This is a genomic window from Quadrisphaera sp. INWT6, from assembly GCF_015390235.1.
Taxonomy (GTDB): Bacteria; Actinomycetota; Actinomycetes; order Actinomycetales; family Quadrisphaeraceae; genus Quadrisphaera.
In genome coordinates this window covers 100,757-118,706 of sequence record NZ_VUOH01000006.1, presented here as the reverse complement: position 1 = coordinate 118,706, position 17,950 = coordinate 100,757, and the positions used below count along the sequence as shown (strand labels likewise).

General features: G+C 76.5%; 14 protein-coding genes, 2 pseudogenes and 1 riboswitch. Of the genes and pseudogenes, 4 read left to right on the top strand and 12 right to left on the bottom strand.

The features are described 5' to 3' along the window. The first annotated feature begins 114 nt into the window (after nt 1-114). Both F1641_RS17960 and F1641_RS22220 read left to right on the top strand, forming a co-directional pair. Complete coding sequence (locus F1641_RS17960) at nt 115-1,656, top strand: ABC transporter substrate-binding protein (RefSeq protein WP_375541511.1); 1,542 nt, start codon at nt 115-117, stop codon at nt 1,654-1,656. After that, the gene (locus F1641_RS22220) at nt 1,653-3,563 is read left to right on the top strand and encodes an ABC transporter permease subunit (RefSeq protein ID WP_194907818.1); all 1,911 of its coding nucleotides are present in this window, start codon (nt 1,653-1,655) and stop codon (nt 3,561-3,563) included. The genes F1641_RS17960 and F1641_RS22220 overlap by 4 nt, the downstream gene beginning before the upstream one ends. A 143-nt stretch (nt 3,564-3,706) precedes the next feature. Here F1641_RS22220 and F1641_RS22215 read toward each other — a convergent pair. The 9 genes and pseudogenes from F1641_RS22215 to F1641_RS24055 all read right to left on the bottom strand — a co-directional run. Continuing rightward, a pseudogene (locus F1641_RS22215) lies at nt 3,707-4,681 on the bottom strand (MFS transporter); the annotation flags it as partial. 229 nt (nt 4,682-4,910) lie between these two features. Further along, nucleotides 4,911-5,741 (bottom strand): FAD-binding oxidoreductase, encoded by an 831-nt coding sequence (locus tag F1641_RS17950; protein ID WP_206691445.1) that lies wholly within the window; start codon nt 5,739-5,741, stop codon nt 4,911-4,913. Further along, on the bottom strand, nt 5,734-6,339 hold the full coding sequence (locus tag F1641_RS17945; RefSeq protein ID WP_194907816.1) for a sulfite oxidase-like oxidoreductase: 606 nt from the start codon (nt 6,337-6,339) through the stop codon (nt 5,734-5,736). Before F1641_RS17945 ends, F1641_RS17950 begins: the two co-directional genes overlap by 8 nt. Then, nucleotides 6,336-8,198, bottom strand: coding sequence for a phosphoserine phosphatase SerB (gene serB, locus F1641_RS17940; protein ID WP_194907814.1), 1,863 nt, complete (start codon nt 8,196-8,198; stop codon nt 6,336-6,338). Before serB ends, F1641_RS17945 begins: the two co-directional genes overlap by 4 nt. An 88-nt stretch (nt 8,199-8,286) precedes the next feature. After that, nucleotides 8,287-9,087 (bottom strand): LLM class F420-dependent oxidoreductase, encoded by an 801-nt coding sequence (locus F1641_RS17935; RefSeq protein WP_194908164.1) that lies wholly within the window; start codon nt 9,085-9,087, stop codon nt 8,287-8,289. A gap of 155 nt (nt 9,088-9,242) precedes the next feature. Continuing rightward, nucleotides 9,243-10,154 carry a MetQ/NlpA family ABC transporter substrate-binding protein gene (locus F1641_RS17930; protein ID WP_194907812.1) on the bottom strand — a complete coding sequence of 304 codons (912 nt, stop codon included), beginning with the start codon at nt 10,152-10,154 and terminating at the stop codon, nt 9,243-9,245. Beyond that, nucleotides 10,141-10,974, bottom strand: coding sequence for a methionine ABC transporter permease (locus F1641_RS17925; RefSeq protein ID WP_194907810.1), 834 nt, complete (start codon nt 10,972-10,974; stop codon nt 10,141-10,143). Before F1641_RS17925 ends, F1641_RS17930 begins: the two co-directional genes overlap by 14 nt. Beyond that, a complete protein-coding gene (locus F1641_RS17920) occupies nt 10,971-11,126 on the bottom strand; it encodes a hypothetical protein (protein WP_194907808.1) in 156 nt (51 codons plus the stop codon). Before F1641_RS17920 ends, F1641_RS17925 begins: the two co-directional genes overlap by 4 nt. A 458-nt stretch (nt 11,127-11,584) precedes the next feature. Then, nucleotides 11,585-11,974: pseudogene (locus F1641_RS24055) on the bottom strand (ATP-binding cassette domain-containing protein); the annotation flags it as partial. Between the two features lie 361 nt (nt 11,975-12,335). Beyond that, a riboswitch (SAM riboswitch) is annotated at nt 12,336-12,447 on the bottom strand. A 283-nt stretch (nt 12,448-12,730) separates the two neighbouring features. Here F1641_RS24055 and F1641_RS17910 point away from each other — a divergent pair. Continuing rightward, entirely contained in the window at nt 12,731-13,495 is a 765-nt protein-coding gene (locus F1641_RS17910; protein WP_194907806.1) for a maleylpyruvate isomerase N-terminal domain-containing protein, read from the top strand. 62 nt (nt 13,496-13,557) lie between these two features. Here the strand turns inward: F1641_RS17910 and F1641_RS17905 are convergent, their stop codons facing one another. After that, complete coding sequence (locus tag F1641_RS17905; protein WP_194907804.1) at nt 13,558-14,232, bottom strand: pentapeptide repeat-containing protein; 675 nt, start codon at nt 14,230-14,232, stop codon at nt 13,558-13,560. A 127-nt stretch (nt 14,233-14,359) separates the two neighbouring features. Beyond that, the gene (glgC, locus tag F1641_RS17900) at nt 14,360-15,598 is read right to left on the bottom strand and encodes a glucose-1-phosphate adenylyltransferase (RefSeq protein WP_194907802.1); all 1,239 of its coding nucleotides are present in this window, start codon (nt 15,596-15,598) and stop codon (nt 14,360-14,362) included. Between the two features lie 216 nt (nt 15,599-15,814). Between glgC and glgA the strand changes: the two genes are divergently transcribed. After that, nucleotides 15,815-17,080 carry a glycogen synthase gene (gene glgA, locus F1641_RS17895; RefSeq protein ID WP_194907800.1) on the top strand — a complete coding sequence of 422 codons (1,266 nt, stop codon included), beginning with the start codon at nt 15,815-15,817 and terminating at the stop codon, nt 17,078-17,080. A 44-nt stretch (nt 17,081-17,124) separates the two neighbouring features. Here the strand turns inward: glgA and F1641_RS17890 are convergent, their stop codons facing one another. Further along, nucleotides 17,125-17,949: a hypothetical protein gene (locus F1641_RS17890; RefSeq protein ID WP_194907798.1), complete on the bottom strand. Its 825-nt coding sequence runs from the start codon at nt 17,947-17,949 to the stop codon at nt 17,125-17,127. Between the last annotated feature and the right edge of the window lies 1 nt (nt 17,950).

The window sequence follows — 17,950 nt, the reverse complement described above, 5'->3', positions numbered from 1 at the left end:
CCCACCAGCCAGCACCACCCGCACCTCGGAGGACCCGTGCCCACCCCTGCCCTGCCGCCTGCCCCCGCCCCGGCCCCCGCCCGGAACCGGTCGCGCGCCTCGCGCCGCCTCGCGCTGAGGCTGGCCGTGCCCGCCGCCGGCCTGCTGCTCCTCACCGGCTGCTTCTCCGGCTCGACCGGCGGCACCGACGACGCCGCCGGGTCCACCGGCACCGGCGCCGCCACCAGCGACGCCCGCATCCGCGTCGCCCACCTGCAGCCCCCGCGCTCGGGCTTCTCCACGATCACCGACGACGCGTTCAAGATGGGGCGCTGGTCGAACATCGAGCCCCTGGTGGTGCTCGACGAGAACGGCGACGCGCAGCCGCTGCTCGCCACCGGGTGGTCGCAGGTCGACGACACCACCTGGCGCTTCGTCGTCCGCCAGGGCGTGCAGTTCCACGACGGGCAGGCCCTCACGCCGGCCGCCGTCGTCGGGTCGCTGGGGGCTGCCGCCGCGGCGTCACCCCCGCCGCGCATCCTCGACGGCGTGGGCCTGACCGCCGAGGTCGACCCCTCGGCCCCGGACGAGGCCGTGCTCGTGCGGACCACCGCTGCCGACCCGCTGCTGCCCCAGCGCCTCTCCAGCCCGCAGCTGGCGATCATGTCGCCCGCCGCCTACTCCACCGACGGCTCCGGGACCACTGTCGTGGACCCGGTCCGCCACGCCACCGGGCCGTTCGTGCTGACCGCCGTCAACGGCACCTCCAGCGCCAGCCTCGACCGGTTCGACGGCTACTGGGGCGAGAGGGCTGCGGCCGCCGGGATCGACGCCACCTTCGTGCCCGACGGCACCGCGCGCGCCGCCGCGATGCGCACCGACACCGCCGACGTCGTCGAGGCCGTGCCCGCGGGCCAGGCGTCGCTGCTCGACCCGGCGCTGCTGCACGAGGTCAAGATGCCGCGCACCAACACCCTGTACCTGAACACCTCCAGCGGCGCCTTCGCCGACCCGGCCGTGCGGGCCGCGGCGCGCGAGGCGATCGACGCCCAGCAGGTCGTCGACACCGTGTACGAGGGCCGCGCCGACGTGGCGCAGGGCCTGCTGGGCCCGGCGCTGCCGTGGACCGCGGACCGCCCGCAGCGCACCCAGACCGCTGCGCCGGCCGGTGCGGCGGACGGCAAGACGATCACGATCGGCACGTTCACCGACCGCGCCGAGCTCCCCGAGGTGGCCGTGCAGCTGCAGGCCCAGCTCGAGGCCGCCGGCTTCACCGTGCGGCAGGACGTGCGCGAGTACGCCCAGATCGAGGCGGACGCCCTCGCCGGGAGGTTCGACGCGTTCGTCCTGTCGCGCGCCACGGTGCTCGACTCCGGCGACCCGGTGGCCTACCTGGCCAGCGACTTCAGCTGCGACGGCTCGTTCAACATCTCGCAGTTCTGCGACCCGGCCGTCGACGCCGCCATCGCGAAGGCCTCCGCGACCCCGGCGGGTGACGACCGTCGCGCGGCCGTGCTGGAGGCGGAGAGGCTGGTCCTGGAGGCCGACGCCGCGGTGCCCATGCTCCACGAGCGCGTGCTCCAGGGCGAGCAGGCCGACGTGGTGGACGCCGCCCGCGACCCGCGCGAGCGCGCGCTCGTCACCACCAGCACGACCGTCGGGGCAGCCTCGTCGTGAGGACGCCGAGCGGGGTGGCGTCGGGGTCGCTGGTCGGCGCCTCGCGCCTGGGGGCGCTGGCGGCGGCGCTCGCCGTCGTCGGCGCCCTCCCGTGGCTGTCGGGGCGCGACCCCGCGCTCAGCGTGCTGCGCGCCCGCTCCGAGGAGCAGGTGGCCACCCCCGAGGCCCTGGCGTCCGTGCGCGAGGACCTCGACCTGGCACCCACCGCCGGGGGCCAGCTGGTGCGCTGGGCCTCCGGCGTGCTCCGCGGCGACCTCGGCGACTCGTGGGTCAGCGGGCGCCCGGTGCTCCCCGACGTGCTGGCCGGTCTCGCGGTGTCGCTGACGCTCGTGGGGTTCGCGCTCGCGGTGGCCGCGGTGGTCGCGGCGCTCGTGGTGCTCCCCGCGCTGCGCGCGGCCGTGCGCGGCTCCTCCGCCCGCAGCGGAGGTGCCGTCGCAGCGCTGCTGACCTCCCTGCCGGAGTTCCTCCTGGCGACGGCGCTGCTCGTGGTGCTGGCCGTGCACCTGCGCTGGCTCCCGCCGTACGGCTGGGAGGGGCCGCAGCACGCGGTGCTCCCGGCGCTCGCGCTCGGCCTGCCCGCCGGGGGCCTGCTCGGCCGGCTCCTCTCCGACGCGGTCAGCTCCGCGGCGGCCGAGCCGTGGGCCGCGACGTGGGCGGCCGCCGGCACCACCCGGGCCCGCCTGGTGGGCGGGCTGCTGCTGCGCGCCGTTCCCGGCGTCGCCCCGCAGGTCGGCATGGTGCTCGTGGGCCTGGCCGGGGGTGCGGTGGCCGTCGAGCGGGTCTTCGCCATCCCCGGGATCGGCCGCACCTCCCTGGGTGCCGCCGGTGCGCAGGACGCCCCCGTGCTCCAGGGCTGCGTGCTCGCGCTGCTCCTCGTCGGCGTCGTCTGCGGCGCGGGCGCCTCGCTCCTGCGGCGCGCGGTGCTGGGCCGCGCGCTGCGCACCGCCGGGCTGTCCGTGGCCGAGCCCGAGGGCGCCCGCGGGTGGGGTGCGCGCGCGGCGCCCCTCGTGTGCGTCGTCCTCCTGGCGGGCACCACCCTCGCGGGCCTGCTGCGCGACCCGTACACCCCCGAGCACTCCCGCCTCCAGGCGCCGAGCCTCGCGCTGCCGCTGGGCGCCGACGCCTCCGGGCGCGACCTGCTGGCCCGCGTCGGGCACGGCGCCGCCAGCACCGTCGGCACCGCGGTGCTCGTCTGCGTGCTGGCGGCCGTCATCGGCATCGCCGCCGGGCTGCTCCCGCGGCTGTCCACCGGCCCGGTGGAGGTCACCAACGCCGCGCCGCCGGTGCTGGCGGGTCTGGTGACGGCCGCGGCCCTGGGGCCGACGTCGCAGCCGGTCGGGAGCGCGGCGATCGCCGTCCTGGTGGTCTCCTGGGCGCCGCTGGCCGCGCACACCGCGGCCCTGGTCACCGAGGCCCGGGCGCAGCCGCACGTCCGGGTGCTGCCGCTGCTGGGCGTCGGGCGCGCCCGCCTGCTGCTCGTGCACGTGCTGCCCGACGTCCTGCCCCCGGTGCTGCGCCACGCCGCGCTGCGCCTGCCGGGCACCGCCCTGGCGCTGGCCTCGCTGGGCTTCCTGGGCCTCGGCCCGCAGCCGCCCGCCCCCGACTGGGGGCTCGTGCTCGCCGAGGGGATGCCCTACGTGGAGAGGGCTCCCTGGGCCGTCCTCGCACCGGCCGCCTCGCTGGTCGCGCTGTCGGTGCTCGCGGTGACGCTGTCGTCGCTGGGCGGGGTGACGAGGTGGCGGCGCACCGCCACGAGCAGCAGCGCGCTGGCGGCGGGCACCAGCGCCAGCACCAGCCACGGCAGCGCCCTGGCCGGCCCGTCGGGGGCGGCGACGTCGACGACGGAGCCGACCAGCCAGCTGCTGAGCAGCACCGCGGCGCCGCCGCAGGTCGAGACCAGGCCGTAGCGGGCGCCCAGGTCGGACGCCGGCGAGAGCGCTGCGACGACGTCGCGTCCGACGGGCACGAGGAGCATCTGCCCCGCGGCCACCAGGACCACCAGCACGGCGGAGCCCGCCAGCGCGGGCACCGCTCCGCCGACCTGACGCGACAGCGCCCCGGCGAGCACCGCCGCGGCCAGCAGCCCGTGCCCCGCGAGCAGGGTGGTCGGTGCTGACCACCGGCGCCCGGTCCACCGCAGCGCGGGCATCTGGCCCACCACCACCAGGGCGGCGGCGAGGGCGAAGAGGACCCCGACGGCGACGTCGGCGACCTCGCGCGAGACCCCCGCGCGGTCCAGCTCGAGCGGCAGCGCCAGGTACAGCTGGTTGTAGACCGCCAGGTACCCGGCCTGGGCCAGCGCGACGGCGAGGAACACCGGCTCGCGCAGAGCCCCCAGCGCGCCGGAGAGCAGGTGGGCGCGCTGGGTCCCGGTGGCGCTGGTGGCGCTGGTCGCGCTGGTGGCGTCGCTGGGGCTGGCGCTGTCGCTCCCCGCGCGGCGCGGCAGGAGGCGCCAGTGCGCCGCGAGCACGACCACGAAGACCCCGGCCGCCACGAGGCACGTGGTGCGGAACCCGACGAGCAGGAGCACCGATCCGAGCACCGGACCGCCGAGGGCCCCCACCTGGCCGGCGACGGAGAACAGCCCGAACGCCTCCCGGCGGGCCAGCCCCGCGCCCGGGGCGCCGGCGGCGCGGGCCAGCTCCGACTCGACGGCTGGGGAGAACAGCGCCGCGGCCACCCCGGTGAGCAGGGCGCCGGTGATGACGCCGCCCGCCGAGGAGGAGGTGCCGAGGACGACGAACCCGACGACCCGCACCGCGCAGCCGGTGAGGACGAGGGGGCGGGGGCCGAACCTGTCGGCCAGCACCCCGCCGACCACGAAGAGCCCCTGCTGGCTGGCGGTGCGCAGCCCCAGGACCAGCGCGACGGTGCCCGCGGCGAGGGCGAGGTCGCTGGCCAGGTGCACCGCCAGGAACGGCAGCACGAGGTAGAACCCGGTGTTGAAGGCGAGCTGGCTGAGCACCAGCAGCCGCACCAGGGGGCTGGCGCGGCGCAGCAGGCGCAGGCTCGACACGACAACCATTCTCACCTACGGGTGGTGTCGTCCGGTGACCCACCTCGCGCGGACGCGCCTCGTGGACCGCAGCCGAGCGCCTGGTTGCGATTCCTGGTGCCCCCGGGATCGCAGCCGAGCGCCTGGTTGCGATTCCTGGTGCTGCCGGAACCGCAACGAGGCGCTCGGTTGCGATTCGCAGGGGGTGCGGAACCGCAACGAGGCGCTCGGCTGCGAGTCAGAGGGGGAGCGAGGTCCGTCAGGAGGGGCCGAAGCGCTCCACGCGGATCGCGTCGGCCGGGACCCCGAGCTCCCGCAGCAGCCGCTCGGCCGCCGTCGTGAACGGGGTCGAGCCGCACAGGAACACGTCGGCCCCGTCGTCACCGGTGGTCAGCGCACCCAGGCGCTCCGCGTGGGGGAGCAGGTCCTCGGCGCGCAGGCGGCCCGCGGGCCTCCCGGGGCGACCGGGCCCGGCGTCGTCCTCCCGCGACAGGACGACGGTGGTGTCCTCGGCGAAGGGACCGGTCAGCTCGTCGGCGTACAGCAGCTCGGCCCGCGTGCGGGCCGCGGCCACCAGGTGCACCGGCGCGGGGGTCGCGCCGGTGGCGAGGCGCGCGGCGCGGGAGCGCAGCACGCAGGCGAGCGGGACGACGCCGGAGCCGCCACCCACCAGCAGGGCCGGGCGGTCACCGCGCCACACGAACCAGCCCCCGAACGGGCCGCGGACCTCCAGCGGGCTGCCGGGGCGGACGTGGTCGTGCAGGTAGCCGGAGACCTCGCCGTCGGGCAGCCGGTCGACCGTGAGCTCGACGACGCCCGCGTCCTCCGGGGGGCTCGCGGCGCTGTAGGAGCGCTGCGCGCGGTACCCGTCGGGCGCGGTCAGCCGGACCAGGTAGTTCTGTCCGGGCAGGTGCGGCTGCCACTGCTCCAGCTGCACGCGGTAGGTGGCGGCGTGCGGGGTCTCGCGCCGCACCTCCAGCACGGTCCCGGTCTGCCACGAGCGCTTGGCGCCCGTCGGCGGGACGCGCCGGCGCGGGGAGTCGAGGACGGGGAGCGCCGGCAGGCCGGTGCCATCAGCGCTGTCAGTCACCGGCGTACCTCTGCTCCGCCCAGGGCTCGCCGCGCTCGTGGTAGCCGTTGCGCTCCCAGAACCCGGGCTCGTCGTGGTCGAGCAGGCGCAGGCCCGCGACCCACTTGGTCGACTTCCAGAAGTACAGGTGCGGCACGAGCATGCGCACCGGGCCGCCGTGCTCGGCGCTCAGCGGCCGGCCCTCGTGCTCCCACACCAGCCACGCCCTCCCGCCCGTCACGTCGGCGAGGGGGAGGTTGGTGGTGTAGCCGCTGCTCGCCCACGCCAGGACGTGCGTGGCGCTCGGGCGCACCCCCACCTGCTCGAGCAGCACGTCGAGGGAGACCCCCGAGAAGCTGGTGCCGAGCTTGCTCCAGGTGGTGACGCAGTGGATGTCGCCCTCGTACGCCGAGCCCGGGAGGGCGTGCACGCCGGCCCAGTCCCACGTCGTCGGGGTCTCGACCTCGCCGTCGACCCGGAAGGTCCAGGTCTCCTGCGTCACGTTCGGCGTCGCCTCGGCGGTGAGCACCGGGAACGAGCCGCCGACGTCGTACTGGCCCGGGGGCAGCCGCGGGTCGCGCCCGCGCCTGCCGGAGAAGCCCTCGCTGACCACGCTCACCGGGACATCCCACCAGGGGCGCGACCGGAGGGCGCGTCGGGGCGCGCGTCAGCACGGGGCAGCCGGTAGACCACGTGGTCGCGCGGGTCGAGGGGGTTGTCCGGGGTCATCTCGCCCTGCGCGGCGCGGGTGAAGCCGGCCTTCTCCAGGGCCCGCCACGACGCCCGGTTGCCGAGCGCCACCGAGACCAGCACCTCGCCCGCCCCGCGGTTCGCCGCGAGGGCGTGCGCGGCGCACGCCGCCACGAGGGCCGCGCCCAGACCCCGGCCCTGCAGGTCGGGCTCGCCGATGAGGTAGTCCAGGCCCAGCGCGCCGGAGGGCACGTCGACCAGGGCGGCGAGCGCCGCGCGGCTCTCGGGCTCGTCGTCGTACCGGTAGCTCTGCACGAAGCCGAACGGCCGCCCGGCCGCCGTCAGCGCCAGCTGCAGGACGGTCGGGTCGGTCCCGTCGATGCTGGGCCCGTAGTCGGCCTCCAGGTCGGCGGGGGTGTGCGCGTCGGGCCACCAGCGGGCCACGCGCGGCTCGTCGAGCCAGCGGCCCAGCAGCGGCAGGTCCTCCCGGGCCAGGGGGCGCAGCACCACGGCGGCGGCAGCGCCGTCGTCCTGCGCGCCCTCGGAAGCCACCGCGGCGGCGGGCCGGCGGACCTCGTCGGCCTCCTCGCGGCTGATGCCCAGCAGGTGCAGCACGTTGTCGAGGTACGGCGTGGTCAGGGAGGTGTCGGCCTGCTCGCGGACCAGCGGCTTGGCGTTGAACGCCACGCCCAGCCCGGCGGCGGCGATCATGTCGAGGTCGTTCGCGCCGTCGCCCACGGCCACCGTGCGCTCCAGCGGCAGGTCCTCGGCGGCGGCGAACTCCCGCAGCGCCGCGGCCTTGGCGGCCCTGTCGACGACGGGACCGCTCACCCGGCCGGTCAGGCGCCCGTCGACCACCTCCAGGCGGTTGGCCCGCACCCTGGCGATGCCCAGGCTCGCGGCCAGCGGCTCCACCACCTCGGCGAAGCCGCCGGAGACCAGCGCCATCACGAACCCGAGGCGCTGCAGCACGGTGGCGAGCACCTCGGCGCCGGGGGTGAGGCGCACGGAGGCGCGGACGTCGGCGAGGACCCGCTCGTCGAGCCCCGCCAGGGCCGCGACCCGCTCGTGGAGGGACTCCGCGAAGTCGAGCTCGCCGCGCATCGCCCGCTCGGTCACCTCGGCCACGCGGCGCTGCGCCTCCGGACCGGCGTGGGCCGCGATGAGCTCGATGACCTCGTCCTGGATGAGGGTCGAGTCGACATCGAGCACCACCAGCCGGCGCCCGTGGCGCACCAGCCCGGCGGGTGAGACGGCGACGTCGACGCCGGTGGCGGCGGCCACCGCGGCCAGGTCGCGCCGCAGCACGGCGGGCTCGGCGCCGCGGACGTCGAGCTCCAGGCACGTCACCGGGTGCTCGGGGGTCGCGGTGGCCAGGCGGCGGATGGCGTCGATGGAGGCGCCGGCCCTCGCCACGGCCCCCGCCACCTGCGAGAGCTGCTCGGGGCGCAGGGGGGCGGCCAGGACGGCGACGTGGGAGCGGGGGGACGCGGGGAGCGCCTCGGCGGTGGTGTCCCCCGCGGCGTCGTCGGCGCGGCTGGTCGCCGTCCGCACCTCGAGGTCGAACGGTGCGGCCGCCTCGCGCAGGGCCGCCTCGTCGGCGGTGGAGTCGGCGCCGGCGGTGACCAGCACCGCCAGCGTCAGGTGTCCGCGGACCACGTGCTGCTCGACGTCGAGCACCTCCAGGCCGCGGCCCGCCAGCGCGCCGACGACGGCGGCGGTCACCCCGGGGCGGTCGGTACCGGTGATGGTGGCGAGCAGGGTGCTCTGCGAGGCGTCCTGGGGCACGGCCGAACGCTACCCACCCCCGTGGTCGTGGACGGCCAGCCACCTCGCGGGGCGGTGGCCGAGCGCCCACGGTCACGGGGGTCGGGCGTCAGGCGTTCTTCTCGTCGCGCCAGGCGAGCCAGTCGCGCAGGCGGCCGAAGTCGTAGTCGGGGCCGCCGGCGCCGATGGTGAACAGCGTGGCGCCGCGGCGCAGCAGCTCCTCGCCCTGCTCGGCCGGGTCGGCGGTGCCCTCGACGCCGATGCTGCGCTCGACGGCCACCGGCTCGCGGCCGGCCTCGCGGGCCCAGCGGTCGAGGATCCCGCTCTTGCGGGTGAAGGTCTCGGCGTCGCCGAAGGAGTGCCACGCGTCGGCGTGGGCGCCGACCATGCGCAGCGTCTTCTTCTCGCCACCGCCACCGATGAGCACGGGGATGTGGCGGGTGGGCGCCGGGTTGAGCTCGCCCAGGCGGCGCTCGATGCGGGGGAGCGCCTCGCCGAGCTGGTCCAGGCGACCGCCGGCGGTGCCGAACTCGTAGCCGTACTGGTCGTAGTCCTTCTCGAACCAGCCGGAGCCGATGCCGAGGATGAGACGGCCCTCGCCGCCCTTGGCGGAGATGTGGTCGACCGTGCGGGCCATGTCGGCCAGCAGCTCGGGGTTGCGGTAGCTGTTGCAGGTCACCAGGGCGCCGATCTCGACGCGCTCGGTGGCCTCCGCCCAGGCGGCGAGCAGGCTCCAGCACTCGAAGTGCAGGCCGTCGGGCTCGCCGTACAGCGGGTAGAAGTGGTCCCAGTTGAAGGCGACGTCCACGCCGGCCTCCTCCACGGCGGCCACGGTGCGGCGGATGCCGGCGTAGTCGGAGTGCTGCGGCTGGACCTGCACGCCGATCCTCACGGGGTACCGCTCGCGCAGGGCGCTCACGGCCTCGGTGTCGATCGGGGTGGGCTCGGGAGTCTGCTCGCTCACGCGTCGAGCCTAGGCACCGATGCCACTGCACGCAGCCGAGCGCCCGGCTGCGGTTCCGGAGGGTCCGGGAACCGCAGCCGGGCGCTCGGCTGCGAGAGGGGTCAGCTGGCCAGCGGGAGCAGCACGCCCTGCACGTCGGGGTCCGTGGCGAGGTACTCCTGGACCTTCGGGTCCTGGAAGGTCTCGACGAGCGCCTTGATGTTGTCCGAGTCCTTCCAGGTGGAGCCGATGGTCAGCTGGCCGGCGAACTCGTCGGGCGGCGTCGGCGCGAAGATCTGCTGCTCCAGCGGGATCTTGGCCGCGAGGTAGTACTCGGTGTAGCCGACGGCCGCGTCGAGGTCGGGCAGGGCCCGGCTCTGCGCGCCGAAGTCCAGCAGCGTGAACTGCAGGTCCTTCGGGTTGCTGGCGATGTCGTCGACGGTCGCGGAGCCGACGTCCACGCCGTCCTTCAGCGTGATCAGGCCCGCCTGCTGCAGCACGTACAGGCCCTGCGCCTCGTTGGCGGGGTCGGAGTACAGCGAGACCGTGCCGCCCTGGGGGATCTCCTGGGGCGTCTTCCACTTGGCCGACCACAGCCCGAAGCCCCAGCGGAACACCGGCGTCGCCGCCTCCTCCTTGAAGTCGGGGTTCGCCTCGAGCACCTGCCCCAGCCACAGCTCGTGCTGGTAGATCGTCCCCGCCACCTCGCCGTCGCTCACGGCGCGGTTGATGGTGTTGCTGTCGGCGAGCGCCTTGAAGGCGACCTTGATGCCGTGGTCGGGCGCGACGTCCTTCGCGATGTACTCGATGAGCGCCTGCTCGCGCGCGTTGCCCTCGGCGGTCGCCACGTAGAGCGTGGCGCCCGGCGTCGTGTTGGCCGTCTCCTCGCCGCCCAGGCGCGGGACGACGACGGCGGCCGCGACGGCCAGCACGGCCACCGCGCCACCGGCGACCCACGGCCACCGCCTGCGCTGCCTGACCTCGAAGCCGTGGTCGCCGGAGGTCGGGGTGGGGCGGGTCTCAGTGGTGGACATCGGTGAGCTCCTTGCTGCGCGGGGTGGTCGTCAGGGGGGACTGGCCGTCCAGCCGGGGGAGCCGGTGGAGGCGGGGGGCGCGGGGGCGCGAGCCGCCGCGGGAGTGGGGGGTGGTGGCGCGCACGGCGGCGTCGCCGAGCGCCTGGACCGCGGCGACCAGGGCGACCAGCACGACGATCGTCGTGACCATCACGCCGTGGTCGAACCGCTGGTAGCCGTAGGTCACGGCGACGTAGCCGATGCCGCCGGCGCCGATGGTCCCCGCGATGGCCGAGTACTCGATCATCGCGATGGTGTTGATGGTCAGGCCGCCGAGGATCGACGGGACCGCCTCGGACAGCTTCACGCTGGTCAGCACCTGCAGCGGCGAGGCGCCGGACGCCCGGGCGACGCGCACCAGCGACGGCGGCACCGACCGCAGCGAGTTCTCCACGATGCGGCTGAAGAACGCCGTGCCGGCCAGCGCCATCGGCACCACCGCGGCGGGGATGCCGATGTTGGTGCCGGTGACGAACCGCGTGAACGGCACCAGCGCCGCCATGAGGATGAGGAACGGCAGCGACCGCCCCGTGCTGACGACGGCCGACAGCACCTTGTGCAGCACGGGCCGCGGGGTGAGGCCGTCGGGGCTCAGGGCGTCGAGGGCCACCCCGAGCGGGACGCCGAGCGCGACGACGACGAGCATCGTCACCCCGACCATGACCAGCGTGTCGCCGAGGGCCGGGAGCACCAGCGCCGGGATCTCGCCCCAGCTGAGGTCGGTGCTGGTGGCGGCGAGCACGCCGCTGGTCAGCACCCCGCCGGCGGGGGGCGTGCTCATGCGACGACCTCCAGCGCCTCGGCGGCCCGCCGCTGCTCGCGGCTGTCCGACTCCTCGCGCTGGGCGTGCAGCCCGAGGCCGATGAGGGCGGCCTCGACGTCGGCGTCGTCGAGGTGCGGGGCCGCGCCGACGACGGCGTGCCCCACCTGCACCCGGCCACGGTGCTCAGCGAGGCGCCGAGCAGCTCCAGGTCGGTGCCCAGCGCCCGGGAGGCGCGGACCAGCCAGTCGCCCGGGACCCGGTTGCCGGCGTGGCTGACCACCCAGACCGACAGCGGCGGGCGGGCGGCGTCGTCGTGCTCGCCGGCGCTGGCGCCCGCGTGCGAGCGCCGCGGCAGCAGGGCGCGACCCAGCGGTGAGGCCGGCGTGTGGAGCAGGTCGACCAGGGCGCCGTGCTCGACGATCCGACCGGCCTCGAGACGGGCCACGGTGTCGGCCACCGCGACCACGGTGTCCATCTCGTGGGTGATGAACAGGACGGCGAGCTGGAGGTCGTCGCGGAGCTCCTTGAGCAGCCCGACGATGCTCGCGGTGGCCTGCGGGTCGAGGCCCGAGGTCGCCTCGTCGGACAGCAGCACGCCCGGGCGCAGCGCGAGGGCGCGGGCGATGCCGACGCGCTGGCGCTGGCCGCCGGACAGCTCGTGCGGGTAGCGGTGGGCCTTGTCGGCCAGGCCGACCCGCTCGAGCAGCTCGACCACGCGCGCCCTGCGCTGAGCGGGCACCACGCCGAGGTGCCTGAGCGGCAGCTCGACGTTCTGCGCGGCGGTCCGGCGGGTCAGCAGGCCGTCGGCCTGGAAGACGGTGCCGATGCCGCGGCGCGCCTCGCGCAGCTCCCTCTCGCCCAGGGCGGTGAGGTCGCGGCCGCCGACGAGCACCGCGCCCGACGTCGGGCGCTCCAGCAGCGTGGTGCAGGCGGCGAGCGTCGACTTGCCGGCGCCGGACGGGCCGACGACGGCGGTGATCTCCCCGGGGGAGACGGTCAGGTCGAGGGAGTCCAGCACGGTGGTGGCGTGCTGGCCCTCCCCGTAGGTTTTGGTGAGCTGGCGGAGCTCGATCACGGCTGGGTCACGGCGGGGTCACCGGGTCTCTCGGGGTCGGGTGGGCAGGGGGCATCGCCGCTCGGCAGTCACGCACGGTGACGGTGAGCGGTGGGTGCGGGGGCGCTGCGCAGGGTCGGCGGGCAGCGGTGGGGAGTGGCGACGCGCGGGGCAGCCAGGCACCGACCGGACGCCGGAGGCGGCGGGGTCGGGACCTGCGGAGGTGCTGGGCCGGGGGTGCCGGCGGCTCAGCGGGCTGCGGTCAGGCGCGTCGCCAGCGACAGGCGTCGCTGGTCAGGGCGTGCGTGCGCACGTCGGCTCCTCGAAGTCGTCCTTGCTCGTGCCGGAGGGCACGTGCCTGGTCCTCACCCGGAGCACCCCATGACGAGCAGGGTTGCCGGCCAGCGAGCCGGGGCTTCGCGCTGGCGCTCATGACCTGGGCAGGACCGTAGCGGGTCGATCGTCCGCGAGTCAACGCTCTGTCACGACTCGCGTGTCAGTGCCTGCTCCGGCGGCCCTCGTGCTCGCACCGCGGGAGCGAGGGCGTCCCGCCGAGCATGCACACGACCCGCCGTGAGGCCCGCAACGACGTCGTGCGGGGTCTTGTGCATGCTGGACGGACCGCCCGAGCCGCTCCGGTCCGCCCCGTGGCGGGATCTCCACGGCCGGTGGCAGGTCCGCGCCTGCCGCCCGCGCCGCGCCGGCGGCTAGCGTCCGCGCGTGGAGACGAGCCGCGCCGCCGACCTGGTCCAGCGAGAGGCCACCGCTCTGGCGGCCCTGCTCGCTCCTGGAGCGCTGCAGGCGCACGTGCCGGGCTGCCCCGGGTGGCGGCTCGTCGACCTGGCCCGCCACACCGGCGGGGTGCACCGCTGGGCCACCGCCGCCCTGGCCGCACCGCCCGACGGCGACCCCGGGGGCGAGCCCGCAGGTCCCGACGACGACACCGCGGTCCGCGAGTGGTTCGCCCGCGGTGCCGAGGCGCTCGCTGCGGCGCTGCGCTCCACCCCGGCGTCGCAGCCCTGCTGGACCTTCGCCGTTCCCGAGGCTCCCGCCACCGCGGCGTTCTGGGCCCGGCGCCAGGCGCTGGAGACGGCGCTGCACCGCTGGGACGCCGAGGCGGCGCTCGCGGCGGCCGGCCTCGGCGCGGAGCCCGACCCGGCGACGTGGCTGGCGGCCGACGTCGCCGCTGAGGGCGTGGCGGAGGTGGCCGAGGTGGTGGCGCCGCGGCAGGTGAGGCTCGGGCGCACGCCGCCGCTGCCGGGCACCGTGTCGCTGCAGGACGCTGACGGCGGCGCGGTGCTCCTCGGGGCGCCCGGTCCTGCGGGCGGGAGCCCGGACGCCACCGTCGTCGGACCGTTCCCGGTGCTGCTCCTGCTGCTGTGGCGGCGCACCTCGCTCGAGCGCGAGCTGGCGTCGGCGCGGCTGCGGCTGACGGGCGACCGGGCGTCGGCCGAGCAGGTCCTCGCCGCGGCCCTGACCCCCTGACCCCCTAACCACCCGGCTCCGTCGTGCGCGCTCTCCGCGGAGGGTGCGGTCGCGGGGGCGGGTCAGAGGAGGCGCAGGCCCAGGTGGGCGGCGAGCTGGGGCGCCAGGCCCACGAGCTCGGCGGTGTCGACGGCGCACCCGCGCAGCCCGTCGACACCGCGCAGGTCGTCCAGGGTCGCGCCGCGCAGGTCGACGTCGTCGCAGCGAGCCCCCGCCAGATCGGCGCCCGAGAGGTCGCACCCCGTGAACGACACCCGCTGCAGCCGCGCCCCCGTCAGGTCGGCGCCCCTCAGGTCGCAGCCGTCGAGGACGACGTCGACCAGCGCCGCGTCGCGGAGCACCGCGCCGTCGAGGCGGCACCCCCGCAGCGCCACCCGGTCGAGGCGCGCCGCCGGCAGGCGCAGCGCGGACAGCCGCGCCCCGGTGACCTCGACGTCGGCCCACTGCGAGCGCGCCGCGTCGGCCGCGACGGCGGAGACCCGCTCCCACCGGCTGCTCGAGCACCGCAGCGCGGCGAGGAGCGCGCCGTCGAGCACGGCGTCCTCGACGGCGCACTCCAGCACGACCAGGCCCTCGAGCCGGGCGCCGGACAGCTCCGCGCCGTCGACCAGGACGCTGTCCCAGCGGCCGCGCAGCAGCTCGCCCTCTGGCAGCACCTCGAGGTCGGGCAGCACGACGTCCGGAGGACGGGGTGCCGCCAGCCGAGGCGTGCGGCGACGGGGGTGGCTAGCGCCCATGATCACCGCCTGGGGCGTCGGGGGAGGTGCCGCCCGGGAGCGGAGACGCCCCCGGCCCGGACGCGACCGCGGGGTCGGCGTCCGGGCCGGGGGCGTGGGGGACGTCCACGGGGACCACGAGCGGAGGTCAGGGCTCCACGGTCTGGTGCTTGCCGACGATCGTGATGCCCGACTCCGTCACCGTGAAGCCGCGCTCGCGGTCGCGGTCCGGGTCGACGCCGACGGTCGCGCCCTCGGGGACCACGACGTTCTTGTCGATGATCGCCCGGCGCACCACCGCGTGGCGGGCCACCTGCACCCCGTCCATGAGCACCGACCTGTCGACCGACGCCCACGAGTGCACCTGCACGCCGGTGGCGAGCACGGAGTCCTCGACCAGCGAGCCGGACACGACCGAGCCGGGGCCGACCACCGAGTTGATGGCGTGGCCGATGCGGCCCTGCCACCCGTGCACGAACTTCGCCGGCGGCAGCGGGGGCTGCTGGCTGTAGATCGGCCACTCGTAGTTGTAGAGGTTGAACACCGGGTGCACCGAGATGAGGTCCATGTGGGCCTCGTAGTAGCTGTCGAGCGTCCCGACGTCGCGCCAGTAGTCCTTGTCGCGCTCGGTCGAGCCGGGCACGTCGTTGTCCTTGAAGTCGTAGACGCCGGCGCGCCCCTGCTCCACGAACCACGGGACGATGTCGCCGCCCATGTCGTGGCGCGAGCCCTCGCGGTCGGCGTCCTTGCTCACCGCCTCCATGAGCGCCTTCGCGTCGAAGACGTAGTTGCCCATCGAGGCCAGGACCTCGCCGGGGGAGTCGGGCAGGCCCTCGGGGTCGGTCGGCTTCTCGAGGAAGGCGCGGATCTTGCGGCGGTCGGTCGGGTCGACGTCGATGACGCCGAACTGGTCGGCCAGCGCGATCGGCTGCCGGATCGCCGCGACGGTCGCGGCGGCCCCGGAGTCGATGTGCGACTGCACCATCGCCGCGAAGTCCATCCGGTAGATGTTGTCCGCGCCGACGACGACGACGATGTCCGGCCGCTCGTCGTTGATGAGGTTGCTGTTCTGGTGGATGGCGTCGGCCGAGCCCAGGTACCAGTGCGGGCCGCGCCGCTGCTGGGCCGGGACCGGCGTGACGTAGTTGCCCAGCATCGTCGACATGCGCCACGTCATGGTGATGTGGCGGTCGAGGCTGTGGCTCTTGTACTGCGTGAGCACCACCGACTTGAGGTAGCGCGAGTTCACGAGGTTGGACAGGGCGAAGTCCACCAGCCGGTACGTCCCGCCGAACGGGACGGCCGGCTTCGCGCGGTCTGCGGTCAGCGGCATGAGCCGCTTCCCCTCGCCGCCGGCCAGGACGATGGCCATCACCTTCGGTGCCATGCGGCGAACCCTAGGACCGCTGGTCACCGCCCGCACAGGCGGGTGCGCGACTTCTCACCCGCTGGGCGCCCCGCGGACGCCCGCTGGACGCCGCAGGCCCCCTCGGCAGCCCCCTTCGCCCCTCCTGCCCCGTTCTGGGGGACCCGGTGCCCGGTGGTGGTCCCCCGGACGGGGACGCGGTGGTGGGCGGCGCGCGCCGGGGTCTAGGTTCCGCCCATGCGCGTCGACGTCCTCACCCGTGAGTACCCGCCGGACATCTACGGCGGCGCGGGGGTGCACGTCGCCGAGCTGGTGGCCGTGCTCCGCCAGCTCCGCGCCGACGGGCCGGGCGGTGACCCGCTGGACGTGCGCGTGCGCGCCTGGGCGCCCGCGGAGGGCTCCCGCGACGAGGCGGGCACCACCGACCACGCCGAGCTGGCCGAGCTGGCCGGCGCCAACGCCGCGCTGCGCGTGCTGGGGGTCGACCTGTCGATGGTCGCCGCCGTGACCTCCGACGCCGGTGCCGCGGGCGGGACCGACCTGGTGCACTCCCACACCTGGTACGCCAACCTCGCCGGCCACCTCTCGGGCCTGCTGGCCGGGGTGCCGCACGTGGTCAGCGCCCACAGCCTGGAGCCGCTGCGCCCCTGGAAGGCCGAGCAGCTCGGTGGCGGGTACGCCCTCTCGAGCTGGGCCGAGAAGACCGCCTACGAGGCCGCCTCCGCCGTCATCGCCGTCTCCGCGGGCATGCGCCGCGACATCCTGCGCTGCTACCCCGACCTCGACCCGGCCCGCGTGCACGTGGTGCACAACGGCATCGACCCCGACGCGTGGGCCCGCGACGACTCGCCCGAGGCCCACGAGGCCGTGCGCGCCCTCGGGGTCGACCCCGACGCCCCCAGCGTGGTCTTCGTCGGGCGCACCACCCGCCAGAAGGGCCTGCCGCACCTGCTGCGCGCCGCCGCCCAGCTGCCCCCCGACGTGCAGCTCGTGCTCGCCGCGGGCGCACCGGACACCCCCGAGATCGCCGCCGAGGTCGCCGGGCTGGTGCAGGAGCTCAAGGCCACCCGCCGCGGCGTCGTCCTGATCGACAGGATGCTGCCGCGCACCGACGTCATCCGGCTGCTCTCGGCGGCCACGGTCTTCGTGTGCCCGTCGGTCTACGAGCCGCTCGGCATCGTGAACCTCGAGGCGATGGCGTGCGGCGCCGCCGTCGTCGCCAGCGCCACGGGCGGCATCCCCGAGGTCGTCGACGACGGCCGCACCGGCTGGCTGGTCCCCATCGACCAGGTGCAGGACGGCACCGGCCGCCCCGTCGACCCGGCGCGCTACGAGGCCGACCTCGCGGCGGCCCTGACGGAGGCGACCTCCGACCCCGCGGAGGCCCGCCGCCGCGGTGAGGCCGGGCGCGCCCGCGCCGTCGCCGAGTTCGGCTGGCACGCCATCGGCGAGCGCACCCTCGACGTCTACCGCGCCGCGCTCGCGGACCCGCTGCGCCCCTGACCGGCTGAGCGGCTGACCGGCTGACCGGCTGACCGGCTGACCGGCTAGCGGTCGGCCCCGGGCGCTCCGGGGTCGGCCGCGGCGTTGACGGCCACCGCCAGCGCGCGGCGGGCGCTCGCGTCGACCTCGCGCAGCGAGCGCGCCCGGGCGAGCGCCTCCCCGCTGGAGACGGCGGCGCCGTCGTCCTCGGTGGCGAGCTCGACGATGGCCCGCACCCGCGCCGCCGACGCCGCCACCCGCGCGGCCCGCGCCGGGGTCCCGGGCGGCAGCTCGCGCAGGCCGAGGGCGCCGTCGCGGACGCTGGTGATCCGGTCGGCGGCGTCGTCGCGCCAGCGGGCCACGTCGAGGCCGGCGAGGACGGCGGTGGCCTCGGCGAGCCCGGCGCGCAGCTGGCGCTCGGCGTCGGACAGGGTCGTGCCGTCGGGCGCCCGCGGCGACCAGACGGGCTCGCTGCGCCACAGCACGTGCGTCCCGGGCTCGTGGGCGGAGCCGAACAGCGTCAGCTCGGGCACCAGGCCGAGGCGGCCGACGCCGTCGGCCAGGAGCAGCTCGCCCTCGACGAGCACGGCCTCGCCGGCGTCGACGGCCTCGGCGGTGAACGCGGCCGGGCCGGGCAGGCCGCCCGCGTCGCCGGGGGCCGGCAGGGCCACGCGCATCCCGGTGGCCCCCGAGGCGACCAGCGCCGCGAGGAGCCGCTCGAGCGACGACGACGACGCGGCGTCGTCGTCCGGCGGCGCGAGGTGCCCCTCGACGGCGTGGGGCTCGTCGTCACCGGTCACGGCGCGGACGGCGTCGGCGGGGGTCGCGCGACCGGCGATCGCGGCGCTGCCCCAGGCGGCCAGGCGCGCGGAGCGGGGGAGGACCAGCACC